Here is a 24940-nt window from a genome sequence, read left to right on the forward strand (position 1 = left end):
GCGCCGCGTCAGCCCCGGCCCCCCGCCGCGGCCCCGTGCGGCCCGCCCGCGAAGCGGCTCTCGAAGGCGGCCAGCGCCCGCTCCTGGCGCCACTGCAGAGCGGCCTTGGGGCTGGAGCGGAGCAGCGCCCGGCAAGCCGGCGCGAGACGGCCGGTGCGCGGACTGCTGGTGGCGCACGCGGGCACGGGGGAGTACTCGCCGGGCTGCCGCCACAGGCTGCGACCCTGGACGAAGGCGAACTCCAGCGAGGCGCGGGCGCTGTCCCGCAACTCCCGGTAGTCCAGGTGCTGGACGGCCGCGGCGCGCTGGTACTCGCGGGTGATGTCCGTGCGGAGCACGCCCTGGTCGTCCGTGGCCAGGGCGATGGGCACGCCGGCCGCGAGGTAGTCGTGCAGCGGGTGTTCGCGGCCGCAGACCACCAGGATCTCGCAGTTGCTGGTCAGCAGGATCTCCACCGGGACACGGCGGCGGGCCATGGTGGCCATCAGCTGCCATGGGCGGTCCTCGTACAGGATGTCGACCCCGTGGCCGATCCGCTCCGCCCCGGCGGTCTCGACCGCGTCCCGGATGTGGAAGCGCAGGTCGGGCGGTGGGGCGAAGGCGGGGGTCAGCTCGCCCGCGTGGAGGGCGACACGGGCGGTGGAGTAGTGGCCGCGCAGGTAGCGGATCATGCGCATGTGGAGCCGGTAGTCGCGCAGGGCCACCGGGTCGTCCTCGGGCTGGACGAGGTTGACGCCGACGAAGCGGGGGTCGGCCTCGGCGAGCAGGAAGCCGGCCAGCAGCTGGGTGAAGACGTACTCCGGGGGCAGGGCCCGCAGGACCTGGTAGTCGAACCGCATCCGCACCGCGCAGCCGGGCCGCGGACGCGCCGTGCCGCACGCCAGGATCCGCCGCATCCGGGCGAGTTCGCGCCGGATCTCCGCGCGGGCCGCCCGGACGATCCGGTCCATCCGGCCGCCGGCGAGCAGCGCGGCCCGCATGCGGCCGAAGTCCGGGTGCCACCCCGTGTCGGCGGCGAGCCGGGACAGGGCCGGGAACTGCGGAGTGATCAGCGGTTCCACGTAGTACTGGCGGTTGACGGCGGCGATCCGCTTCACGTCCGCCATCAGCCGCCCCTGGCGCACCGCGGCGACGGCCTCGAACTTCGCGAAGGTGGCGAAGAAGTGGTCGTGCCCCGACTCCTCGTCCGTGGGCTTGAAGTCCTCCATCGACCAGGCGCGGATGACGGCCCGGCGGAACGCGGGGTCGGTCTCGGCGTCCCGGGCCGGACGGGTGCCCTCCGGACAGGGGCCGGGCACGGCCCGGTGGTTGTCCGTGCGGATGCAGAAGCCGTCGCGTGCGGCGTAGCGGATCAGCGACTCGGTCGGGACCGCGCCGACCAGGTGCGTGTGCAGATCACCGCCCTTCGGCATGGACCGCAGGAAGGCATGGAGCCGGGCCGGGTCGTCGCGGAGGCGGTCGAGCCGGCGCTCGGCGCCCTCGGCCCGGCCACCCCAGGGTCCCCCGGGATCGTGGGCGCCCCGGTGGGAGCCGGTCGGGCCGCCTGTGGACGGCGCGGCGGCGGGTGCGGGTGCGGTCGTCGCCGCCAGGGCCAGGACCGCCGCCCCCGTGAGGAGCACGGTGCGCAGGCGGCGGACGGGACGGGGGATGTGCGGACCGGTGACGGGGGCGGAGGGGGCGGCCGTCCCGTGCCGGCGCGCGCCGGAAGCGTTCATGAGGCAGACATAACCGGAACGGCGCCCCGCCGCGCGGAATCTCCCCCGTCCGGCGGCATGGGACGTCCTGCGCGGCCGGACCCGTCCTCGGCCCCTTCCGCCGCGGCACCGCCGGGGCGCGCGGGGCCGGCGGACCGGGCCTGCCGGTGCGGAGGCCGGGCGGCCCGGGGCGTCCTGCGCGCGGGCGCCGGGACAACGCGGCGCGGACGCCTCCCCGTACGACCGGTACGGGGACTTCCGGCAGCCGGCATGCCGGTAGCACGTACCGGACGCCGCTCCTTGACGGGCGGACGTTGCCCGCCGCGGCGCTGAGGGCTGTCCCGTCATCCGCGGTGGACCAGCACGCGGCGTCGGATGCGGCGCATCGCACGGCGAAGGCGTCCGCATACCGGTCGTATGCGGATGTTTCGGCAATACGGCGTGGGGTGCCGCCCCGGCGCCGCAGGCCGGGGGAGTGTCGCGGCCGACGCCGTGCGCCCGCCGGGGATGACGGGGCCGTCCTCAGAACGGGAAGCGCGCGTGCTGGGTGGCGAGCGTGACCCAGCGGGTGTTGGTGAACGCCTCGATGCCCCAGCGGCCGCCGAAGCGCCCGTAACCGGAGGCCTTGAAGCCGCCGAAGGGGGCCTGCGGCTCGTCGGCGACGGACTGGTCGCCGACGTGGACGATGCCGGTGCGGACGCGGCGGGCGACCGTCAGCCCGTGGGTGCCGTTCTCGGTGATGATGCCGCAGGTGAGGCCGTTGTCCGTGTCGTTGGCGAGGGCCACGGCCTCGTCGTCGTCGGCGAAGGTCTCGATCACGCAGACCGGCCCGAAGGCTTCGCCGTAGTACAGCTCCGCATCCTTCGGCACGCCGGTGAGGACGGTCGCCGGGTACACCGAGCCGTCGGGCTCGCCCCCGCCCGTGAGGACGGTGGCGCCCTTCGCCACGGCGTCCTCCACCAGGGCCGCCACGCGCCGCGCCGCGGCGGGGGTGACCAGCGGGCCGATGACGGTGTGCGGGTCCTCGGGGCTGCCGCTGGGCAGCGCGGCGACCTTGGCGGTGAACCGGGCGGTGAACTCCTCGGCCAGCGAGGCGTGGACGAGGATCCGGTCACCGGACATGCAGATCTGGCCGGAGTTCATGAAGACGCCGAACGCGGCCGCGTCCACCGCGTAGTCGAGGTCGGCGTCCTCCAGGACGATGACGGCGTTCTTGCCGCCCAGTTCCAGCACGGCGGGCTTGAGGTGGGTGGCGGCGTGGACGCCGATGATCCGGCCGACCCCGGTGGAGCCGGTGAAGTTGACCGAGCGGACCCGCGGATCGGCGATGAGGGTCTCCGCCACCCCGGCCGCGTCGGCGGGGTCGTTGGTGACGACGTTGAGGACACCGTCGGGCAGTCCGGCCTCCCGCAGGACGTCGGCGACGAACAGGCCGCAGGAGAGCGGGGCGTCCTCGCTGGGCTTGAGCACCACGGTGTTGCCCGCGGCCAGCGGCGCGGCGACGGCGCGCACGCCCAGGATGACCGGGGCGTTCCAGGGGGAGAACGCAGCGACCACGCCGACCGGTTCGCGCACGGCCAGGCCCAGCGCGCCCGGCTCCTGGGCGGTCAGCACCTCGCCGCGGGGAGCGGTGACGGCCGAGGCGGCCTCCCGGAACATCTGCGCGGCCAGTGCCACGTTGAAGCCGGCCCACGGCCGGGTGCCGCCGGCCTCCCCGGCCATGTGCGCGGCGGCCTGATCGCTCCGGGACTCCAGCAGATCGGCGGCGTCCAGCAGGATCTTGCGCCGGGCGAAGGGACTGACGGCCGCCCACTCCTCGAACGCCGCGTCCGCCGCGTCCACGGCCCGGGTGACGTCCGCGGCCCCGGCGGCGGCGACGGTGGCGTACACCTCGCCGGTGTACGGGTTGACGTCCTGGGTGGTCCGGCCGGAGGCGGCCGGTACGTCCTTGCCGCCGATCAGCAGGTCACGGTGGAGGGTCATCGCGGGACGTCCTTCGGAGCCGGGGGAGAGGGGCGGTGGGGCGCGGAGACCGGTCCGGACGGAGCCGGGCCCGGTCCCGGGCGCGGGCAGCCGCGAGCGAAGCGGACACCGGTCTGTTCGCCATGCGAACAAAGGTTCATTCCTGCTCGGAAGTCTGTCCGGACCCACCGGTGATGTCAATGCTCACCGGCGGACCGCCACTGCCCCGCCGCCCCGCCGCCCGGTCTCTCCGTCTCCCGGACCTCCGTCAGACGGCGCCGGACGCGGCGGGGCCCCCGCCCTCAGGTGAGGGCTCGCCGGGGCGACCGGCCGGGCGGTCCGGCGAACCCCCGGCACCGGGGGCGCCGGCGCCGGAACCGGCGGAGGCGGCGGTGCCCGTGGCGGCCGGGGCGGTGCCCGGGGGCGGCGCCGGGGCCGGATAGGCGAGGTGGACGAGCCGGGAGTGTTCCTGCCGCAGGTGCATCACCGACGCGAGGATGTACCCCACCAGCAGGACGAGCGTCGCGATGATCATGAGCGCGGCCGCGAGGATCGCCGTGGGGAAGCGCGGCACCGTCCCCGTCCGGAGGAACTCCACGATCACCGGCACCCCCAGGACGATCGCGGCCATCGCCAGCAGGCCGGCCACCAGGGCGTGCACGAGGGAGGGCCGCTCCCGGCGCGCGAGATTGAGGATGACGCCGAGGATGCGCCGGCCGTCCCGGTAGGTCCGCAGCTTGCTCTCGCTCCCCGCGGGTCGGCCCCGGTAGTCGACGGAGACCTCGGTGGTGGGGAGCCGCAGGTTGAGCGCGTGGACCGTCATCTCCGTCTCGATCTCGAACTCCCGGGAGAGAGCCGGGAAGGACTTGACGAAGCGCCGGGAGAGGACCCGGTAACCGCTCAGCATGTCGGTGACGTCATTGCCGAAGAGGACCCGCACCGCGCCGGTGAGCAGCCGGTTGCCGAAGGAGTGCCCCGCGCGGTAGGCGCTGTCGCCGGTCTCCCGGCGGGCGCCGAGAACCTGGTCGTAGGGGCCCCGGAAGAGGAGGTCGACCATCTCGCGGGCGCGCGAGGCGTCATAGGTGTCGTCGCCGTCGATGATGAGCAGTGCGTCGGCGTCGATGTCGGCGAAGGCCCGGCGGATCACATTGCCCTTCCCCTTGCGGGGCTCCTCCCGGATGATCGCCCCGGCCGCGCGGGCGACCTCGGCCGTGCGGTCCGTGGAGTTGTTGTCGTAGACGTAGACATCGGCCTCGGGGAGAGCCGCCCGCAGATCGCGGACCACCTTGCCGACGGCTGCCTCCTCGTTGTGACACGGCACGACACAGGCGATGGTCGGGCTCGGGCTCACGGCTCCTCCTCGGCGGCTGGACGGACCCCGGACCATGGTGCGACACGGGAGAGTCCCGCCCGGGAAGGCACACCGCGCCCGATATCTTCTGTTCTGTGTCGGTTGCCTCGGTCCTCACCTCGCTGACGCTGCGCCTGCGCGACATCGTCCGGGGCGTCTGGCGCGAGGCCGCCAAGTTCGGGACCGTCGGCGCGCTGGCCTTCCTGCTCGACCACGGCGGCTACACCCTCCTGGTCTTCGGGCTCCCCCGCGGGGGCGGCGGCCCGATGCGGGACCTCCCCGTCCAGGCGTCCGTGCTCGCGACCGGCGCCGCGACGCTCTTCAGCTGGGCCGGGAACCGCTACTGGACCTACCGGAGCCGGCGCCGCGACAACATGGCCCATGAGTTGCTGCTCTTCACCGTCGTCAACATCATCGGCATCGTGATCACCGCCGGGACCGTCCTCCTGTCCCGGCAGCTGCTCGGCCTCGACTCGGTCCTCAGCGACAACACCGCCCGGATCTGCGGATGGGGCGTCGCCACCCTGTTCCGCTTCTTCGCCTACCGCAGCTACGTCTTCACCGCCTCCTGACGGCCGGCTCCCGCCGGCGGGCCCGCGGTCGGGGACCGTGGACCAGAGACATCCGGCCGTACGCGGACCGCCCCCCGTCCGCTGCTAGCATCCCGGCGTATGGGACAAATCCGGCTGATCCTCCGTGAACGCCGCTGGATCTGGAGCCTCGGCCTCCTCGCCGCCACCGGCTGCGCGGCGACCGCACTCGTCTTCACCCCCGGGTTCATGAGTCCCGACAGCCTGTCCCAATACCAGCAGGCCACCGGCCGGACCCCGCTGACGGACTGGCACCCTCCGGTCCTGAGCCTGCTCTGGCGCGCGCTCATCGCCGTCACCGGCACCTTCGCCTCCCTGGCCGTCCTCCAGGCGGCCGTCCTCTGGGGATCCCTCTGGGTGATCGCCTGCTGCGTCCGTGAACTCACCGGGAGCCGGCCGGGATCCCTGGCCGTCCTCGCCACCGGCGCCGCCCCGCACGTCCTGACCTTCGCCGGAGTCGTGTGGAAGGACGTCCACATGGCGTACGCGCTGCTCGCCGCCTGCGCCGCCGCCCTCACCGGCCTCTGCCTGCGGAAAGTCCGCCCCGGCACACCGTGGCTCCCCGGCGCCCGGTGGGTACTGCTCGGGACCGGCGTGCTCTTCCTGAGCTACGCCGTGCTGGTCCGCAAGAACGCGGTCCTGGCCGCCGTCCCCGTCTTCGTGCTGCTCGTCCTCGCCCTGTGGCCGCGCCCCGGACGCCGGGTCTGGCTGGTCTCCGCCGCCGCGCTCGCCGCCGGCCTCGCCGTGCCCACCGCCGCCATCTCGCTGGCGGCCCGGCCCGTGGAGACCAGCCAGGTCTCCCAGGTCTTCCTCGACGACCTGCTGCACGTGCTGAGCACGGACGAACTCCGCGCCGCGCCCGTACCCCCCGATCTCCGCCAACGCCTGGTGACCTCGGCGGAGGACTGCCGCCGGGCGGGCGCCCTGTCGGACGCCTACTGGGCCTGCTACCGGCGCTCCCCGCGTGGGCTCGCCCCGGACGCCGACGGGATCCGGACGCTGTGGGCGGAGGAGATGCCCCGTCACCTCCCGGGCTATCTCGCCTACCGCACCCAGGTCTTCGCCAAGCTGCTGTTCGAGCCGACCTACCAGTACCACGCCGGGATCAGCGACAACGACCTCGGGCTGAAACCCGCCAACACCCGGCTGGCGGCCACCCTCGAGACCTATGTGGGCGGCGCGGTGCGGGACCTGCCGTGGCTCTTCGCGGGCTGGTTCTGGCTCGCCGCCGCACTGGTCCTGGCCGTCCGGCCGGGCCGGGGGCTGTTCGCCCTGCCCGTCCGGGCGCTGGGCATCAGCTCCGCCGCCTACATCCTCGGTTACTTCCCCATCGTGCCGGTGTCGGACTACCGCTACGTCTACTGGCCCGCCATCGCCGGCACCCTCGCCCTCCTCCTGCGGTGGCTGGAACGCGCCGCGCCCCCGGCGGCCCCGGGCCGCGGCCCCGCCCGGGCCGCGCGCAGCGAGCCCGGCGACGCCGTCCCCGACCCGGCCTGACAGGAACGGCGGCGCGCCACCGCCCCGGCGCGGCGACCGGTCCCACGGGTCGCCCGGGGCGCACACCGCGGTGGCCTCGACCCGGCCGGCGAGGCGATACGTCCCGCTGCCGAGCCGGCTCAGCGGCTGCCCGGACAAGCGCCGGTGACGGCAGGACCGCGCAGCGCGTTGCGCGGGACGGCCACGCCGGCCGGCCGCCGTGCCCCGCGCCGCCCCCCGGCGCAGAGCAGGACCGGCCGGAAGGGAGGCACGGCCACCTCGTACCAGTCGCCACCGACCCGGCTGTCGGCCGGCGTGACCGGGGAGCCGCTCCGGCAGGACGGGACCCGAGGGGGCGGAAGCCCCGGGAGGGCGCACATCCGGCTGCTCCAGCCGGCGCCCTGCGCTTCGGCACCGTGCGGCCGGCCGGTCGTGACCCCCGCGCCCGGCGGCGGTCACGACCGGTCGAGCCAGGCCCGGCACAGCCACCAGGCGTCCACGGCCCCGAAGGTCCCGGCCGGATCGATTCCCGTGACGGCCGAGAAGCGCTGGATCCGGTTGCGGACCGTATTGGGGTGGACGAACAGCCGCTCGGCCGCCGCCGGCACGTCCCGGTCGGCCTCCAACCAGGCGCGGACGGCGAGGGCCACCGGCCCGGCGTTCGCGCCCAGCCCGGTCAGCGCCGCCCCGTGGCGGTCGAGCAGCACCGCCGCCAGATCGGCCCGGTCCACCACCGCGGCGAGGGCCGCCACCTCCGCGACGTGCACCACACCCGACCGTCCCGCCGACTCGGCGGCCGTGAGAGCGCCCACCGCGAGGCGCCGCACCAGGGCCAGCCCCTCCGGGTCTCCCGGACCGGCGAGCCCGGCGACCGCCCCGGCCCGGACCACGGCACGGGCGGTGCGGGCCGGGGGCCGCCGGGCGTGCACGGCGACCAGCAGACCGTCCACCAGCGCGGACAGCGCCGGAGCGCCCGGGTCGCGGGCCGCGCGGTCGGATCCGGCCGCGGCCGCGGCGTCCTCCGGCCGGGCGGCCAGCACCCACAGTCCGCCGGCGGCCGGCAGGCCCGCCTCGGCGGCCGCCAGCGCCGCCGCGGAACCGCCCGCGAACAGCCGGCGCAGCAGCGCCGCGTCCCGCTCGCCGTTCGACGGCTCCCGGTCGGCCCCGGTGGCGCGGTGCGCGGTGATCAGCCGGCCCCGTACGGCCTCAGCCCAGTCGTCGTACAACTCCCTCGCGTCCAGCAGCCGTTCGGGTGCCACTCCGGCCCCGCCGGCCAGCTCCCGGGCCCGTGACCAGATGGCGCGCTCGGCCACGTGCACGGCCGCGAGGACGGCCTCGATGGACACGCCCTGGCGGGCACGTGTGACACCCAGCTCCTCCACGAACGACAGCTCCGCCTCCGTCGGCCCCCGGCGGGCCGCCAGCGCCCGGGTGGCCGCGGCCAGCAGCGCGCGGGTGTGCCCGGCGATGTCGGCGGCGGGCAGGACCGCGATCTCCCGCACCGTCGTGCGGACGGCTGCCACCACGGAGGGCAGCAGGTCGTCCTCGCCGACGACCCGCTCGATGAGATCGACCACCGGGGGCCAGTCGTCGCGCGCGTGCATCCCGTCATCCTGCCCACCCTTGTGGCCGGGAACAATCCAGGAGCCGAATCGGGTGACGCACGCCATGTCCCGGCCCGCGGGCCACGCCTACGGTTGGGTCCCACCACAAGCCGAACCGCGGCCCGCCGCCCCGCATCCCCTCCGGTTCCGCCGGCGCCCTCCGCTGCCCGCACGAGGTGACCGGCGCCGCCCCGCCGCCCCGCACCGCCCTCAGGAGCCGCCACCATGCCCCCTCCCCGCCGTGCCGCCGTGATCGGCGCCGGAGCGGCAGGCCTCGCCGCCACCAAGGCCCTCCTCGACGCCGGCCTCGACACCGTCACCCATGAGAAGGGCGACCGGCCCGGAGGGCTGTGGGCCCGCGGCAACAGCAGCGGTCTCTCGCCCGCCTACGCCTCGCTCCACCTCAACACCAGCAAGGGACGCACCCAGTTCGCGGACTTCCCGATGCCGGCGGAGTGGCCGGACTACCCGTCGGCCGACCTCATGGCCGGATACCTCGCCGACTACGCGGAGACCTTCGGCCTCACCCCGCACATCCGCTACGGCACCACGGTCGTCTCCGTCGAACGCGAGGACGGCACGGAGAGCGGCACCGGGCACGCCTGGCGCGTCACCACCGACTCCGGCGACACCGCCCGGTACGACGCCGTGGTGGTCGCCAACGGCCACAACTGGGACCCCCGGCTGCCCGAACCCGCCTACCCCGGCACCTTCGCCGGCACCCAGACCCACGCGCACGACTACCGCACCGCCGAGGCCTTCCGGGACCGCAGGGTGCTCATCGTCGGCATGGGCAACTCCGCCATGGACATCGCCGTCGACGCCTCGTACACCGCCCGCGGCCCGGTCCTGCTCTCGGCCCGCCGCGGGACGCACATCGTGCCCAAATACCTGTTCGGCCGCCCCGCCGACGCGACCGGCGGCGCCCTGTCCGTCCTGCCCTGGCGGATCCGCCAGCGGATCGCCGAAGCCCTGCTCAAGCTGGCGGTGGGCCCTCCGCAGCGCTACGGACTCCCCGCCCCCGCCGGCGGCCTCTTCCAGAACCACCCCACCATCAGCGACACCATCCTGCACCGCCTCACCCACGGCGAAGTGGCCCCGCGCCCCGGCATCGACCGCTTCGAGGGGGACCGGGTCGTCTTCACCGACGGCCGCTCCGACCCGGTCGACGTCATCGTCTGGGCCACCGGCTACCGCGTCACCATCCCCTTCCTCTCCCCCCGCTGGACGGGCGCGGACCCTGAGCAACTGCCTCTTTACAAAAGGGTGTTCCACCTGGACGACCCCGGCCTGGCCTTCGTCGGGCTGATGCAGTCCACCGGCGCCGCCCTCCCCGTCGTCGAGGCACAGGCCAAGCTGGTGGCCGCCCGCCTCTCCGGCGCGTACGCGCTCCCCACGGCGGCGGAGCAGCGGCGCTCCACCGACCGCGATCTGCGGGACGCCACCGCGCGCTGGGGGAGCGACCGGCGGCCCCGGATGCGGATCGACTTCGACCGCTACCTCGCCGGCCTGTCCCGGGAGATGAGAGCCGGCCGCGCCCGTGCGCGGCGCGGCGCGGGCCGCCCGGCCACACCGGCCGACCGTGAGGAGAGCACCGCATGAGCACCGATCCCCGTACCGGCAGCCCCGCCGGCGCCGCCCGCCCCGCCGCCGCCCGCACCACTCCCGGGACCGCCCTCGCCGCCCTGCTCCGCAGCGGCCGCCGCGACGCACACGGCCTGCGGGTCATCGTCACCGGCGCCTCCGGCACCTTCGGCCGGGCGCTCTCCGCCCGGCTCACGGAACTCGGCGCGCACGTCGTCGGCCTGGATCTCGCCCCCGGCCCGGACGATCCCGTCGAGGTCCTGGCCTGCGATCTCACCGACGACGCGGCCGTGCCCGGCGCGGTGGCCGACGCCCTCGCCCAGCTCGGCGGCCTGGACCTGCTGATCAACAACGCCGGGACCGGCGGGCCCGCCCCCGCCGAGCTGCCGCCCGGGCCGGAGGTCCGCCGCCAGCTCGACATCAACCTGCTCGGCACCTGGCGCACCACGGCCGCCTGCGTGGACGCCCTCGTGGCCTCCCGGGGCCGGGTCGTCATGGTCTCCTCGCGGATGGCCGTGCTGCAGCTTCCCCTGGCGGCCGCGTACGGCGCCTCCAAGCGCGCGCTGGTCGCGTACGCCGACGCGCTCCGCCTGGAGATCGGCACCCACGTCGGCGTCAGCTGCGTCTACCCCTCCGCGGTGCGCAGCCCCATCCACGACTCGACCGCCGCGGCCGGGCTGTCCCTGGAGGGCATGAGCAGCTACGAGCCGCTGGAGGGCGTGGTGGACACCGTGCTCCGCGCCGGGCTCGGCCGCCGGGCCCGCCGCGACCTGGCCACCACCCGGCGGGGGGCCGCGGAGATCTTCCTGGCCCGCCATCTGCCGTCGCTGACCGACCGGATCGTCGCCCGCACCCTGGCCCGCCGCGTCCGGTCCGGCGCCTTCGACGGCGCGGCTCCGGCCGCCGGAGTGGTCCGGCGGCACGGGGACCGGCCGTGACCGCCGCACCGGACCCGTTGACGCGGGACGCGGCCGAGCGGGCCGGACCCCCGGGGCGGCCACGGGCCGGTGACCTCATGACGTACGCCGCCGGCTCGGTCGGCATGGGCGTGTGGGTGACCGTCCCGGGGCTGCTCCTGCTGTACTTCCTCACCCACACGCTGGGCGTCCCGCCGTTCCTGGCCGGGCTGACACTCCTCGTACCGAAGATCGTCGACGCGCTGGTCCACCCGCTGCTGGGCACGCTCTCCGACCGGCAGGCGCGCCGTGCCGGGCACCGGCGGGGCATGCTCCGCCGGGGGCTGCTGCTGGCGCTCGCCCTGGCCGCCCTGTTCACCGTGCCCGCCGGTCTCACGGGGCCGGGCGCCGCGCTGTGGGTCGGCGGCTGGTACATCGCCGGCAACCTGCTCTTCGCCTGCTTCCAGGTGCCGTACCTGACGACGCCCTCCGATCTGCGCATCGGCTACCACGAGCGCACCCGCGTCTTCATGTACCGGATGCTCTTCCTGACCCTGGGGCTGCTCGCCTCCGGAGTCGCGGCACCGGCCCTGACCGCCGCGGGCGGCCGCGCGGACTACTCCCGGATGGCGGTGCTGCTGGCGGCGGTGACGGCCGTTTCCGGAATGGTGGGCCTGGCCGGCGTCCGGCGCCTCACCGGCCGCTGCGGCTTCCGCCCGCCCGGCGCCCACGGGCACTCCGTCCTCGGGGACCTGCGCCTCGCCGGGCGGGACCGCGACTTCCGGGCGCTCGTGCTGTCGTACTTTTTCACCGGCACCACCACGCACCTCTTCCTCGCGGCACTGCCCTTCTACACCCGGTACGTCTTCGGGGACAGCGGCCTCACCACCGTCTTCATGGGCGGCTTCCTCGCCCCGGCCGTGATCGCCGGACCCGGCTGGCTGTGGCTGTCGCGGCGGACGGGCAAGCAGCGCGGACTGCTGCTGGCGCAGGGGGTGTTCATCGCCGGCTCGCTGGCGCTGCTGCTGGGCGGGACGGCCGGCACGGCCTTCACGGTCGCGGTCGTGGTGACCCTCGGCACCGCCTTCGCCGGGCTGCAGCTGCTGGCCTTCTCGATGGTGCCGGACGCGGTGGCCGCCGCGGAGAGGCGGGGCACGGCCCGCGCGGGCGCGTACACCGGGGTGTGGACGGCCACCGAGGCGACGGGCACGGCCGTCGGACCGTACGTGTACTCCGCGGCCCTCGCCGCCGGCGGCTTCCTCGCCACCACGGAGGGCCACGCCGTCGTGCAGCCGGATTCCGCGGTCACGGCGCTGCTCCTGGGCTTCACCGTCCTGCCGGCCGCCCTGATGGCGGTCGCCGCCGCCTTCCAGCGCCGCTGCGGCCTGGACGGGGCCGCGGAGCGGTGAGCGGGGGACGCTGACCGGGCACCGCCCTTCGCCACCCGCGCCGTCCCGGCGGTCCGCGTCGCCCGCGCCGTCCGGGCGGTCCCGGCCGACCCGCACGCGGACCGCCGGGGGGACGGGCGCCGCGGTGGATCCCGACCGGAACCGGCGTTCGGCTGCGTACCGGGCGGGCCGGATTCCACGATGGTGGGGGCACCCGCTGTCCTCCCGGACCCCGGGACGGACGGGACAACGGGGACCGCCCGGACCATCCCGACCCGTAAGCGGAGGAAGCAGGCCGATGCCGCATCTGCCCGAGCACGTCATGGAGCGGATCCGGGACCTGGAGCGGCAGGTCCACCGGCTCACCGCATACGTCAGCAGCGAGCCCGGGGCCGTGGCCCCGGGCGGCTCCCCCTCCGGACCGCCGGAAGGGGAGCCGCCGCCGGAAGCCGGGGGAACGGAGCCGGAGAACCCGCGGAGCCCGCGGGCGGACGACCACCCGGCGGACGGCACCTGACGGCCGCCGGAACGACGCCCGCCGCGCGAGCGACGCGGCCACCCGGGCGGGAGCGCCCGCCGGCGTCCGGCGGCCGAGGGGAACGGCGAACCGTGGCCCTGCCGTCAGGAAACGTCACGCAGCACCGGACGCAGGGCCTGGATCACCGCCGGGTCCTCGATGGTGGACGGCAGCGCGGGGTCGCCGCCGTCGGCGATGTCCCGCATGGTGCGGCGCAGGATCTTCCCCGAGCGGGTCTTCGGCAGTGCCGTGACGACGTCGATCCGCCGCAGCGCGGCGACCGGGCCGATCTGCTCGCGGACGGCCGCCACCAGCTCTGCCGTGATCTCGCCGGCGGGGCGGTCCACGCCCGCCTTGAGGACCACCAGTCCGCGCGGCACCTGGCCCTTGAGCTCGTCCCGCACCCCGATCACGGCGCACTCGGCGACATCCGGGTGCCCGGCGAGCACCTCTTCCATCGCGCCGCTGGAGAGACGGTGCCCGGCGACGTTCAGCACGTCATCGACCCGCCCCATGATGTAGACGTAGCCGTCCTCGTCCTTGCGGCCGCCGTCGCCGGAGAGGTAGTAGCCCTCGTAGGCGGAGAGGTACGCGTCGATGTAGCGCTGGTCGTCCCCCCAGAGTGTGGGCAGGGTGCCGGGCGGGAGCGGCAGCTTCAGGGCCACGGCGCCGTCGGTGCCGTCGGGCACCTCCCGGCCGTCCTCGCCGAGGATGCGGACGTCGTAGCCGGGGACCGGCAGGGTGGGGGAGCCGGGCTTGGTCGGGTGCGGTTCCAGGCCCATGGGGTCGGCGACGATCGGCCAGCCGGTCTCCGTCTGCCACCAGTTGTCGACGACCGGAACACCGAGCAGGTCGCCCGCCCAGTGGTACGTCTGCGGGTCGAGCCGCTCGCCGGCCAGGAAGAGGACGCGCAGTGAGCCGGTGTCGTACCGGTCGAACAGCTTGCCCTGCGGGTCCTCCTTCTTGACCACGCGGATGGCCGTGGGCGCCGTGAACAGGGTCTTCACGCCGTGGTCGGCGACGACGCGCCAGAAGGCGCCGGCGTCCGGGGTGCCGACGGGCTTGCCCTCGTAGAGGACGGTGGTGCAGCCGGCGAGCAGCGGGCCGTAGACGATGTACGAGTGGCCGACGACCCAGCCGACGTCGGAGGCGGCCCAGTAGACCTCGCCCGGGTGGGTGTCGAAGATGTACCGCATGGACCAGCGCAGGGCCACCGCGTGCCCGCCGTTGTCCCGCACCACGCCCTTGGGGCGGCCCGTCGTCCCGGAGGTGTAGAGGATGTAGAGCGGGTCGGTGGCGGCGACCGGCGTGCACCCCACGGGCTCGGCGCTGGCCACGGCCTCCGCCCAGTCCGCGTCCCGCCCCTCGGTGAGTCCGGCGGTGTACTGCGGCCGCTGGAAGACGAGGCAGCGCTCCGGCCGGTGCGCGGCCTGGTCGAGGGCGGAGTCGAGCAGCGGCTTGTAGGGGACCGTGCGGGACGGCTCGATCCCGCAGGAGGCGGTCAGGACCACCTTCGGCCGGGCGTCGTCGATCCGGACCGCCAGTTCGTGCGCGGCGAAACCGCCGAAGACCACCGAGTGGACCGCGCCGATCCGGGCGCAGGCCAGCATCGCGACCGCCGCCTGCGGGATCATCGGCATGTAGACGACGACGCGGTCCCCCTTGGCCACTCCCCAGGACGACAGCAGGCCGGCCAGCCGGGCCACCTCCTCGCGCAGCTCCCGGTACGTGAGCCTGGTGACGGTGCCGGTGACGGGGCTGTCGTGGATGATCGCGAGCCGGTCCCCGTGACCGGCCTCCACATGGCGGTCCACGGCGTTGTGGCAGGTGTTGAGCTCCCCGTCCGGGAACCAGCGGTACAGCGGTGCGCGGGAGCCGTCGAGCGCCGTGGAGGGAGGAACCGTCCAGTCGATGTCCCGGGCGGCGTCCAGCCAGAAACCCTCGGGGTCCTCGATGCTCCGGCGATGGGCGGCCGCGTAGGCGCCCGGCCGGGACGTGTCCGGGGAGGTCACTGCCATACCACTGTCCTTTCTCACGGGGACCGCGTGAGCGGCGGTTCCCCTCGCGTCCGGCGCGGCAGCGGCCGCCGTGCCGGAGACGGGCCCGGGATGTGTGTGGGGGGAGAGACGCAGGGAGACGCGGGGAGGGCCGTCACCGTGTCGCGCGACGCGCGATCCGGGCCCGCCGGCCTGCGGCGTGGTGCGTCCCGGTCCGGCTGATCGGACAAGGTAGCACCCCCCTGCGCCGGCGGAACCGCCGAGGCGCCGGGTGTGCCGGACGGGCGCAGGGGAGATCCTCCGGAGAGCTCGGGACACACTCGGCGCGGGACCGCGGGACGCCCCGTACGGCACCGCGAGCGCCCCCGGCCGCTCCCGGAAGCGGATCGTCCGGCTGCGATGGCGGAGGGTTGGGTAGGTTCCGGGCATGAGCGAAGCCGTGGACGCAGACGAACTCCTCCGCCGGATCAGGGTCGCCCGCGACTGGGCGGTGGAGCAGGAAACCGGAGCCAGGGAGCAGGCCGGCGGAGGTGATGACACGGACTCCCTGGCCGCGAGCATCAACTACGCCGCCTTCTCGGCGGTCCGCGAGGTCCTGGACGTGATCATCACCCCGGGCCGCCATACGCGTTGACGCCGGCCCCTTCGCGGGTGCCCGCGCGGTGGCCGGTGGTCCCCAGTCACACCGGCGCCGTAGCGGGCGCGGCGTCTCGGGACCGGCGAGCGGTATCAGCGGGCCGGTGGCAGCAGGCCGTCGGGGCCGATTGACGGATTGGGGACTGCCCCGGATGGGCAGGCAGGCGGAGATGTGTCATGCGAACGTGTCATGCACACGTCTTCGCTATATCCCCCCACAAGGAGGACGCCCATGCACGTCCGCACCTGCACACGCGGCTTCGCCGCCGCCTTCGCCCTGGCCTTCGCCCTGGTGGGCGGCCAGGCTTCCGCCGCCCCCTCCACCGCCTCCGGAGAGAGCGCTGCCGCCGCCCGCGTGGTGACCTACGACGCCAGTGCGTCGGCGGAGTTCAAGAGCGCGGTCGACCGGGGTGCAGCCATCTGGAACGAGAGCGTCAACGGCGTCGAACTGCGTCCGGTCGCCGCCGGACAGCGCGCCAACATCCGGGTCCTGGCCGACGACGGCTGGCCCCGTGCCCAGACCACGTCCCTGGGCAACGGCACTGTCTACATGGGCCGGCAGGCCGTCGACCAGGGCTACGACACGGTACGGATCTCCTCGCACGAACTCGGCCACATCCTGGGCCTGCCGGACCGCAAGCCGGGCCCCTGTTCGAGCCTGATGTCCGGCTCCAGTGCCGGCACCGCCTGCACGAACCCCTACCCGAACACGGCGGAGAAGGCGGAGGTCGAAGGCAACTTCGGCGGAGTGCTTCTGAGGCCGGCGGAGGCGCCGGCCCCGGTGCTGGTCATGGACTGATCCCCGCCGGGAGGCCCGGGACGCGGCCGGCGTGCCCGGTGGGTGCACCGACATGTCCCCCAGGCGGACGGTGCGGCCCGGATCGGCTTCCCCGCCGACGCGCATCCGCCCGGCCGGCCGGTACAGCCCCCGCGACGACGGGAAGACCGTCCCCGCTGAGGGCTTTTCCGCTCATGCGCGTGGTTGGGTGGTGGCTTTCCCTCTGGATGGTCCTGTACGGCACGCCCGCTTCGGGCCCGTGCCGTGGCCGGGGGACGACGGCGGACCCGGGGCGGGGACGGGTAGCGGGGCCGGTGGCGGACCGCCCGGCCGCCGCGGGCCCCGGGCCGGCTTTCCGCCGGCCGGCCACGGTGCGGGGCCCGTCCCGGGCGGGGGCGGGGGTTTCTCCGCCGGCGGGGTGCTTGCTGTCGCTGGGCGGCTGGCGGGCCGGGTGGACGGTTTCTCCTGGGACCTGGCCGGACAACCCCAGGAACCGCCCCTGTTCACTTTCCCCCGCTGGTCCTGGCGCCGTCCCCTTCTTCCGGCGGCATGGATGCTGCCCGCTGCACGGGCCTCTTACGAGGGCGTGTTCTCCTACGGGGGCCGTGAGTTGACGCTGCGTGCCGCTCCCGGGGCGTCCGCCCGTATCTACGGCCGCGGTAGTGCCCGCCGCTGGGCCTGGCTCCATGCGGACTCGGGAAGGATGGTGTGTTGGAGGTCGTCGCCGCGGTGTCGGCCCGGCCCGGGTTGCGTCGCCTGCCGCCGCTGGTCTTTCTGCGTCTGCGGTATGGCGGGCGTACCTGGCCCCGGCGGGCGGAGCGCTCCGCCGTGGGCTGGGCGGGCCCGGGCCGGTTCGGGGCTCGTATCGGTCTGCCGGTGTGGATGGTGATGGGCCGTGCGGGGCTGTGCCGTATCCGCGTGGAGGTTGTTCAGCCGCCGGGGCGTATCCTCGCCCTGGAGTACCGGGACCCGGACGGCTGCCTGTCCGTCTGCCGTAACAGTGGGACCGCTGACGCCCGCATTCTGTTGGAACGCTGGTGGGGCCGCTGGCGCTGGGAAGCGGTGTGGGCTTTGGAGGGTACCGCGCACGCGGAGGTGGGCAGTTGGTGAGTCTGCGCAGCTTCGCCGCCGCCCTCCTCGCCGACGACGGTACCGAGCCCTGGACGGCGGGGGTGGGGGACCGGCTGGAAGCCGTGGTCGCGGCCATGCCCGCCCACGCCCGGTTCGGACTGCGTGCCGCGGCCGCGGCCGCGGACGGTTATGCGCTGGCCCGCACCGGGCGGCCGCTCGCCGCGCTCACCGCGGCGGAACGCGAGAGCGTCCTCGCCCTGCTGACGGCCCGCCCCGTGCTCGGGGCCCTGTTCGACGTGGTGAAGATGCCGGTCCTGCTGGCCGGTGGGACGGAACGGATGCTCCACCACGGGCATGGACCGGGCACTACCGGCGACAGGCCGGCCCCGCCGCCGGAGGACCCGCCGCTGGAGGACCCGCCGCTGGACTGCACGCCTTCCGATCACTGGCCGGCCCGTTCCACGGCCGACGCCGTCGTGGTCGGTTCCGGGGCGGGTGGGGCCGTGGCCGCGCGGACCCTGGCGCGGGCGGGGTTGTCCGTTGTGGTGCTGGAGGAGGGCGAGTACCACACCACCGGCTGGTTCGCCGCCCGCCCGCCGCTGGAGCGGTTCACGCGGCTGTACCGCGACGGCGGTTCTTCTTTCGCCGTGGGGTATCCGCCGGTCCTGCTGCCGCAGGGCCGGGCGGTGGGCGGGACCACGGTGGTGAATGCGGGTACCTGCTACCGCACCCCGGAGCCGGTGCTGCGGCGCTGGAGCGAGGACCTGGGGTTCCGTCTCGCCGGGGACCTCGGCCCCTTCCTCGACGAGGCCGAGCGCAGTCTGCGGGTTGCCCGTCAGCCCGTGGATGTGCTGGGGGGCAACGGCCGGCTGGCCCTGGCGGGGGCGGAGCGGCTGGGCTGGCGGGCGGCGCCGTTGCGGCGTAACGCGCCCGGCTGCCGGGGCGCCCGCGCGTGCGTGGCGGGCTGTCCGAACGGCGCCAAGCAGAGTGTGCAGCTGTCCGTGCTGCCGCAGGCGTGTGCGGCGGGGGCGCGGATCGTCACCGGCGCGCGGGTGTCGCGGATCCTGGTGGACCCGGACACCCCCGGTGGTGCGCGCGCGGCGGGGGTGCGCCTGCGGCGGCGCGGCGGCGGGGAGGCGGAGGTTCTGGCGCCGTTGGTGGTGGTCGCGGCGGGGGCGGTGCAGACGCCGCTGCTGCTGCGGCGCTCGGGCCTGGGCGGGCATCCGCGGCTGGGCCGGAACCTCAGTGTGCACCCGGCGACGAGTGTGGCGGGGCGGTTTGCGGAGGATGTCACTGCCGGGCCGGGGGTCCTGCAGAGTGTGGGGGTGGAGGAGTTGCACGGGGACGGCATTCTCATCGAGGCGACTGCCGCGCCGCCGGGCATGGGGAGTTTCGTTCTGCCGGGTGTGGGGCGGGAGTTGCGGCGGGAGTTGGAGGAGAGCGGGCACCTGGCGACCCTGGGGGCGATGATCGGTGACCGTCCCTCGGGGCGGGTCCTGGGGCGTGAACGGGCTCTGGTGCGCTACGGCCTGGACCGCGGTGACGGGACGCGGCTGATGAGGGCGGTACGGGCGATGGGTGCGGTGTTGTTCGCCGCGGGGGCCGAGGAGGTGCTGACGGGCCTTCCGGCCGAGCCCCGGGTCCGTTCCCTGACCGAGCTGGACGATGCGCTGGCCCGCGGTGGTCCGCGGGCGCTGCATCTGTCGGCGTTCCATCCGAGTGGTACGGCCGCCGCCGGGAGCGACCCGCAGCGGTCCCCGGCGGACCCGGAGGGCCGGCTGCGCGGGGTGCGGGGTGTGCTGGTCGCGGATGCGTCGGTGCTGCCGAGCTGTCCGGAGGTGAACCCGCAGCTGAGCATCATGGCGGCCGCGCTCGCTGTCACGGAGGCCTGGGTGGAGCGCGGGGGCGCGGACGGCGCGCGGCCCGCCGGCTGAGCGGCCGGCTCCCGGCGGGCGGGCCCCGCCCGCCGCTTCCGGGCGGCCGGGCGCGGTGGGAGGGGTGTTCGCCGTCTCCGGGTCCGTATGGACGGGGGTGACGCCGCGGCCGGAGGGTGTGGTCCGGTACCGGCCGGGACCGGGACCGGGACCGCGCGCCGCTCCGGCTGCGGGCGTCTCACCGGGAGGCCCGGACCGCGGACGCACCGCCGGCCACGGACGGCTCCCCGCCTCCCGTCAGTGATGGACCGGGAGGTGAGCATGTCGCGAGCCGGGGGCGGGAACCGGATGTACCGGGTGATGGTCCTCGGGCCGGCCGGGGGCCGCGGTGGTGGCCGGGGGAGTGGCCGCGACCGGGGCGTTCGCCGGGCAGGAGGGCGCCGGCGAGCCCGGCGGTCAGCAGACCGCCGCCCAGGTCGTCAGCTGCCCGTCGGCGGACGGCCGGCTGCCGGAGGTCCGCGCCCGGGCGCGCGCCGAGGTCGACCGCGAACTGGCGGGCCCGGAGCGGCAGCTCGCGGAGGCGAACGAGCGGCTGGCCCGTTCGCAGGGCGAGGGCGGCCCCGACGTGGTGCGGAACGCCGTCCTCGGCCCGCTGCTGGACAAGCGCGGCGCGGTGCTCGACCGCATCGGGCAGGCGATCGACCGCGAGGGCGGCGAGCGGCCCCAGGGACTGGAAGCCATGGACGCCTGCGGACTCGACGCGACTGCCTGAGAGGGGGGTTGACGGAAGTCCGGGGCGTGACGGGCCGGCGGCGACCCGGAGCCGGGCCCACGGGCTCGTTCCTCTCCGGAGGTCGCTCGTCCGGGAGGTCGCTCGTCCGGGAGGCGGCCGGGCCGGGAGGCGGCCGGGTGGGAAGGCACGCGGTGGTGGCGGTCCCTCCCATCGCCCCCCGCGCCGCGTCTTTCGTCCGCGGAGGGCCGGAGCGGCCGGGGACCGGCGGGTGGTGGTGGCCCGGAGGGCGTTCTCTCGCGTACGGCGTCGTGGTGTACGCCCCCCGTGAGCGGCCGTCCAGGGTGGTGGCATGCCGTCGGCCGGTGCGGTGTCCCGCGTTCCGCGGGCGCGGCCGGGGGCGTTCGGCGTAGGTGCGCCGCGACGGGCGCGGGACGGCTGGATCCGGCGAACCCACGACCCCGTTCGGCCACTTGACGGCCGGGGCGGCGCGGCGCGCGGGGGCCCGGCGGCGTTCGCCGGTATCCCGCACGGGCGCGGGGGAGGGGAGCGGGGAGAGGGGAGGAGAACGCGGGCATTACCGCTGCCGCGGGGCGGGCTCCGGCCGTGCGAAAGGGCCGGCGGTCTTTCCAGGGTAGTCCGGGCCGCCTCGGGTCCGCCATGTGCCGGAGCTTCGAATGTGTGACCGGTCCCGGTGGTGCGGTCCGTCCCGGTCCCGCCTTTTCACCGGGAATGAGCGGCGACGGCCGGGGCCGGCGGCCAGGGGGAGGAGCGCCGCGGACGACCGTGGAGGAGCACCGGGCGGTGAACGGCGGGAACGGCTCGCGCGCCGGCGACGACACGGGAGGGAGGGAGTCCTCGCCGGGCCGGTGCGGGCCGGTCGTGGCGGCGTTCCGGGGCCGCCCGGAGAGCCGTGGGAAAGTTCACCGTTCACCGTCTTTCGGATACGGCGGCCGTGGCCCGGCCGTCTCCCGAAAACCGTCACCCCGGGGGAAAAGGCCCTTGAACCGGCGCCCCGTCACGGCGCGGGCATTTCCGTGAATTCCCGGTCCCCCGGGGGTCTGTCCCCGGCAGTTCCGCCGTATCCACCGTCTGCCCCCCGGGGGGGCGGATGGCACCCGCTGGGCGTGGGTGTTCCCGGGACATGTGCGTCATGTCCCGCCGGGGGCCGGGGGCCGGGGGCCGGGGGGGTGACGGCACGGGTGCCGGTACGGCGGGTGGCGTGTGCCCCGTGTGCGTCCGCGCCGACGGCCGTGCGCCCGCCCCCCGCACGGCTGACGGGGCGTCAGCGGTGTGGTGGGCGGCGCACGGCGGCGCACGGCCGTCGGCGCGGCATGGTGCGCCTTGTGGCCGGCCGGGCAGGGCTGCGCTACTCGGACCAGTCCGCCCCGGGAACCGGCCCGGGGCGGAGCCCTGAAACGCGGAGCGGAGAGGACCAAGGCCCATGGCTGCTGGAGGAGTTCACCGCCGTCGTCTGCCCAGCCGGATCGTGCCGGTGTGTCTTGCCCTGACGGTGTCAGGCGCTGCCGCCGTCCTGCCGTTCCCCGCACGCGGGGTCGCCGCCGCCGACGGGGCGGGGGTGTGGGAGAAGGTCGCCCGGTGCGAGAGCGGGGGTGTCTGGGACATCAACACCGGTAACGGTTACTACGGCGGACTGCAGTTCTCCCAGAGCACCTGGGAGGCCTACGGGGGTGCCGCGTATGCCCCGCGGGCCGATCTGGCCACCCGGGCGCAGCAGATCGGGGTGGCGGAGGCGGTCCTGGCCGGGCAGGGCCCGGGGGCCTGGCCGGTGTGCTCGCGCCGTGCCGGGCTGACCCGCGCCGGTGGCGGTTCCGGGGCCGGCGGGGTGGCCGGTGCGGATGGGAGCAGCCGTGGCGGAGGGGCCGCAGCCGGCACGCCGGGCCGGGAGGGCGGGGCAGGCGGGGGCGGCAGGGCGGCCGGGTCCGCCGCGGCTCCCCGTTCACGCCCCACCGGACCCGCCGCGCCCGGGAGGTCCGCGCCCGGGAGGTCCGGGTCCGGGAGGTCCGGGTCCGGCGGTCGTGGGACGGCCGTCTACACCGTGGCCGCCGGTGACACGCTGTCGGCCATCGCCCAGCGGCTCGGCGCCGGCGGCTGGAAGCGCCTCTACGCGGTCAACCGCCGTACCATCGGCGCCGATCCGGATCTGATCCTGCCCGGTCAGCGGCTGGTCGTTCCCGGGGGCCGGGCGGACCGGTCCGGGCAGGCGCCGCGGCGGGAGAAGCCGTCGAAGGCGTCGCGGTCGGCCGCCCGGCGCGCGGCCGCCCGCTCCGGTTCCGGCGCGGACTCCCCCTCCCCCTCTCCCTCCCCCTCTCCCTCTCCCTCTCCCTCTCCCTCTCCCTCTTCCTCTTCCTCTTCCTCTTCCTCTTCCTCTTCTTCTTCCCGGTCCCGGTCTGCTGCCCGGCAGCCGGGCGGCGGACCGTGGAGGCCCCCGGTCAGTGCTCCGGTCGGTACGTCCTACGGGGCCCGGGGCCGGTGGTGGGCCGGCGGCCGGCACACCGGTGTGGATTTCGCGGTCCCGGCCGGCACTGCGGTGCGTGCGGCGGCCGCGGGGGTCGTGGTGTCGGCGGGGTGGAGCGGCGCGTACGGCCGCGAGGTCGTCATCCGGCACGCGGGCGGCCTCCACACCCAGTACGCGCACCTTGCCGCCACCACCGTGCGCCGCGGGCGGCACGTCCGGGTGGGTGAGCTGATCGCCTTCTCCGGTGCCAGCGGCAACACCACCGGTGCGCACCTGCACTTCGAGGTGCGGACCGGTCCCTCCTACGGCTCGGACACCGATCCGCTGGGCCGGCTGCGGTCCCGCGGAACGCGCTGAGGGCACAAGGGGGCACGGGATCTCCCGGGAGGCGGCCGTTCCGCGCGCTGCGGCCGTCTCCCGGGGCCGCTCCGCCCCGTCGGCATCGGCGGGGCGGACCCGGGTGGGCCTTCGGTGTCCGGTCCCGGACCGTTTGCTGTCCGGGCACGCGGGGTGGTCGCGCGCGGGTGCGGGGGTGTCCGGGTGGTGACGCGGGGCACACGGTGTTCACCCCGTCCCGGGGGAGGCGCCATGGTGGGTGTCGCAGCGGTGGTGGTGTTCTTCATCGCGTTGGTCGTCAACGCCGCGGATCTCTCGGCGAACGGCGTCGTCTCGTCCGTGAACCTCATGCTGCTCGGACTGGGCCTGCCGGCCCTGCACGTGGCGGGCGTCGGAAGCGCCTGGGCCGGGGCGGCCGCAGACGCTGACGCCGGGCGCGGGCGCGGGTGTCCGGGCAGGCGGCGGGTGGCTGCTCCGGTCCGTGTCCGGTGCCCGCGCGCCGTGGTCACCGTGGTGTGTAGATCATGCCGAGCTTGTCGATCTCCTCGCCCGCCCTTCCGGTGAAGCCGCTGATCTGCCAGCCGGCGGGGGCGGTGAAGGTGGCGGTGTCCGGTGTGGCGGTGCCGGCGGAGAGGGTGCGGCCGGTGTCGGTGGTGAAGGCGGCGGAGAAGATCCGGGTCCGGCCGTCCTTGCGGCCGCGGGACAGTGTCACCGAGGTGAGGTGCTCGCCCTCGGCGAGGGTGAGGGAGCCGGCGGTGCCGCCGGTGCCCCCGTGGCCGAGGACCGTGCCGTTGTCCAAGGTCAGGGCGACGGCGTCCAGGCGGGCGCCGCCGCGCAGGGTGAGGGTGCGGACCGCCGGCGTGGCGGGGAGGTCGCCGGCGTCGTTGAAGGCCGTGCCGTGCGGGCCGCCGAAGAGGTCGCCGGCGCGGCGGTCGGGGGGAAGCGACCAGCCGAAGGCGGTGCTGTGCGGGTAGTGGTCGGAGAGGTGCCCGCCACCGGCGTCGAGGAACTGCCGCCACGCGTTGCCGTACCGGGTGGCCGTCAGGTTCACCAGCGGACCGGAACGGTAGAGGATCTTGTCGACGACTTCACAGGTGTCGGCGGGCGCGGCCTTGTCGCAGACCAGGGCCGGGCTGCCGGGGGCGGGCGCGGCACCGTCGCGCACGAGTTCCACCCAGGTGTCGGTGAGGCCGTTGGCCCGGGTCAGGGTGCGGATGGTGTCGCCGGTGCGGGTGTAGCGGGTGTTGGTGTCGCCCATGACGATGACGGCGTTGCCGGCGGAGTGCGTGCGGATGAATTCCGACAACTGCCGGATGTTGGCCCGGCGCGCGGCGAGGGCGGCCTCGGTCACGTCGGCGTTGGTGTGGACGTTGTAGAGGTCCACGTGGACGCCTTCGGCGAGCCGGACCCGGGCGAGGGAGAAGCCCTTGGGGGTGAGGCAGTCGGTACCGGTGCAGTCCTTCCAGCGGACCCGCTTCAAGTCCTGGAAGGGGTACCCGGAAAGGGTGTTGAGGCCGTCGCCGATCCCCGCGCCACCGCTGGTGGAGCTGCGGTGGGGATGGGTGTCGTGGGCGTAGAGGGCGGCGTGGTGGTTGAAGTCCTCCTGGACGTTGACGAGGTCGTAGGGGGCCAGCCGCTGCCCGATCAGGGGGGTGTTGGCCGCCGGGTCGCTGTCGCCCAGGCCGAGCGGCAGCCCGGCGATGTTGTAGGTGAGGACGGTGAAGGAGCCGCCGGCGGGCGCGGTGTGGCCGGCCGTGGACGGGCCGGTCGCGGCGGCGGGCGCGGGCCCGGGGGCGGCGAGGCAGGCCAGGGCGGTCACACCGGCGGCGAGGGTGCCGAGCAGTGGGCGCATGAGGGGAGACCCTCCCGTGGGGTGGTGGGGCCGGGCGGGGACCGGGGGATCACCCTCCACGCCCGTCCCGCCCCGGCACAAGAGGGGGTGACCGGCCAACTGCTCGGCACCACGGGCGGTCTTCC

The 24940-nt window shown here is 75.5% G+C and carries 18 protein-coding genes and 1 pseudogene; 13 read left to right on the top strand and 6 right to left on the bottom strand.

Annotated features, from left to right (window positions below):
* Positions 1 to 8: 8 nt before the first annotated feature.
* The 3 genes from KBZ10_RS18510 to KBZ10_RS18520 form a co-directional block, all read right to left on the bottom strand.
* Entirely contained in the window at positions 9 to 1715 is a 1707-nt protein-coding gene (locus tag KBZ10_RS18510; RefSeq protein WP_210988760.1) for an adenosine deaminase, read from the bottom strand.
* Between the two features lie 501 nt (positions 1716 to 2216).
* Positions 2217 to 3677, bottom strand: a complete 1461-nt coding sequence (locus KBZ10_RS18515) for an aldehyde dehydrogenase family protein (RefSeq protein WP_210988761.1) — start codon at positions 3675 to 3677, stop codon at positions 2217 to 2219.
* 247 nt (positions 3678 to 3924) lie between these two features.
* Positions 3925 to 5007 (bottom strand): glycosyltransferase family 2 protein, encoded by a 1083-nt coding sequence (locus KBZ10_RS18520; protein WP_210988762.1) that lies wholly within the window; start codon positions 5005 to 5007, stop codon positions 3925 to 3927.
* Positions 5008 to 5102: 95 nt separating this feature from the next.
* Here KBZ10_RS18520 and KBZ10_RS18525 point away from each other — a divergent pair, with 95 nt between their 5' ends.
* Positions 5103 to 5579, top strand: a complete 477-nt coding sequence (locus KBZ10_RS18525) for a GtrA family protein (protein WP_307847501.1) — start codon at positions 5103 to 5105, stop codon at positions 5577 to 5579.
* A 99-nt stretch (positions 5580 to 5678) separates the two neighbouring features.
* Positions 5679 to 7094: a hypothetical protein gene (locus tag KBZ10_RS18530; RefSeq protein WP_210988763.1), complete on the top strand. Its 1416-nt coding sequence runs from the start codon at positions 5679 to 5681 to the stop codon at positions 7092 to 7094.
* Between the two features lie 434 nt (positions 7095 to 7528).
* Here KBZ10_RS18530 and KBZ10_RS18535 read toward each other — a convergent pair whose 3' ends face one another.
* Positions 7529 to 8677, bottom strand: a complete 1149-nt coding sequence (locus KBZ10_RS18535) for a helix-turn-helix domain-containing protein (RefSeq protein WP_210988764.1) — start codon at positions 8675 to 8677, stop codon at positions 7529 to 7531.
* Between the two features lie 225 nt (positions 8678 to 8902).
* On the opposite strand from KBZ10_RS18535, the gene KBZ10_RS18540 reads away from it, so the two are divergent.
* The 4 genes from KBZ10_RS18540 (at position 8903) to KBZ10_RS18555 (ending at position 13062) form a co-directional block, all read left to right on the top strand.
* Entirely contained in the window at positions 8903 to 10279 is a 1377-nt protein-coding gene (locus KBZ10_RS18540) for an NAD(P)/FAD-dependent oxidoreductase (RefSeq protein ID WP_210988765.1), read from the top strand.
* Positions 10276 to 11199, top strand: coding sequence for an SDR family oxidoreductase (locus KBZ10_RS18545; protein WP_210988766.1), 924 nt, complete (start codon positions 10276 to 10278; stop codon positions 11197 to 11199). Before KBZ10_RS18540 ends, KBZ10_RS18545 begins: the two co-directional genes overlap by 4 nt.
* 77 nt (positions 11200 to 11276) lie before the next feature.
* Positions 11277 to 12566: an MFS transporter gene (locus tag KBZ10_RS18550; RefSeq protein WP_210988767.1), complete on the top strand. Its 1290-nt coding sequence runs from the start codon at positions 11277 to 11279 to the stop codon at positions 12564 to 12566.
* A 277-nt stretch (positions 12567 to 12843) separates the two neighbouring features.
* The gene (locus KBZ10_RS18555) at positions 12844 to 13062 is read left to right on the top strand and encodes a hypothetical protein (protein WP_210988768.1); all 219 of its coding nucleotides are present in this window, start codon (positions 12844 to 12846) and stop codon (positions 13060 to 13062) included.
* A 104-nt stretch (positions 13063 to 13166) separates the two neighbouring features.
* Here KBZ10_RS18555 and KBZ10_RS18560 read toward each other — a convergent pair whose 3' ends face one another.
* Entirely contained in the window at positions 13167 to 15080 is a 1914-nt protein-coding gene (locus tag KBZ10_RS18560) for a propionyl-CoA synthetase (RefSeq protein ID WP_210988769.1), read from the bottom strand.
* Positions 15081 to 15486: 406 nt separating this feature from the next.
* On the opposite strand from KBZ10_RS18560, the gene KBZ10_RS18565 reads away from it, so the two are divergent.
* The 7 genes and pseudogenes from KBZ10_RS18565 (at position 15487) to KBZ10_RS30335 (ending at position 22984) form a co-directional block, all read left to right on the top strand.
* On the top strand, positions 15487 to 15693 hold the full coding sequence (locus KBZ10_RS18565) for a hypothetical protein (protein ID WP_210988770.1): 207 nt from the start codon (positions 15487 to 15489) through the stop codon (positions 15691 to 15693).
* A 234-nt stretch (positions 15694 to 15927) separates the two neighbouring features.
* Positions 15928 to 16494, top strand: coding sequence for a snapalysin family zinc-dependent metalloprotease (locus tag KBZ10_RS18570; RefSeq protein WP_210988771.1), 567 nt, complete (start codon positions 15928 to 15930; stop codon positions 16492 to 16494).
* 687 nt (positions 16495 to 17181) lie between these two features.
* Positions 17182 to 17583, top strand: coding sequence for a hypothetical protein (locus KBZ10_RS29560; protein ID WP_247702579.1), 402 nt, complete (start codon positions 17182 to 17184; stop codon positions 17581 to 17583).
* On the top strand, positions 17580 to 19478 hold the full coding sequence (locus KBZ10_RS18580; protein WP_307847502.1) for a GMC family oxidoreductase: 1899 nt from the start codon (positions 17580 to 17582) through the stop codon (positions 19476 to 19478). The genes KBZ10_RS29560 and KBZ10_RS18580 overlap by 4 nt, the downstream gene beginning before the upstream one ends.
* A gap of 343 nt (positions 19479 to 19821) precedes the next feature.
* A complete protein-coding gene (locus KBZ10_RS18585) occupies positions 19822 to 20190 on the top strand; it encodes a hypothetical protein (RefSeq protein WP_210988772.1) in 369 nt (122 codons plus the stop codon).
* Between the two features lie 1402 nt (positions 20191 to 21592).
* Positions 21593 to 22333: pseudogene (locus KBZ10_RS30330) on the top strand (transglycosylase family protein); the annotation flags it as partial.
* A gap of 336 nt (positions 22334 to 22669) precedes the next feature.
* A complete protein-coding gene (locus KBZ10_RS30335; protein ID WP_307847503.1) occupies positions 22670 to 22984 on the top strand; it encodes a M23 family metallopeptidase in 315 nt (104 codons plus the stop codon).
* Positions 22985 to 23468: 484 nt separating this feature from the next.
* On the opposite strand, the gene KBZ10_RS18595 is transcribed toward KBZ10_RS30335, so the two are convergent.
* Positions 23469 to 24815: a jacalin-like lectin gene (locus KBZ10_RS18595; RefSeq protein ID WP_210988774.1), complete on the bottom strand. Its 1347-nt coding sequence runs from the start codon at positions 24813 to 24815 to the stop codon at positions 23469 to 23471.
* Positions 24816 to 24940 lie beyond the last annotated feature (125 nt).

The organism is Streptomyces sp. F63 (genome assembly GCF_018070345.1).
Classification (GTDB): domain Bacteria; phylum Actinomycetota; class Actinomycetes; order Streptomycetales; family Streptomycetaceae; genus Streptomyces.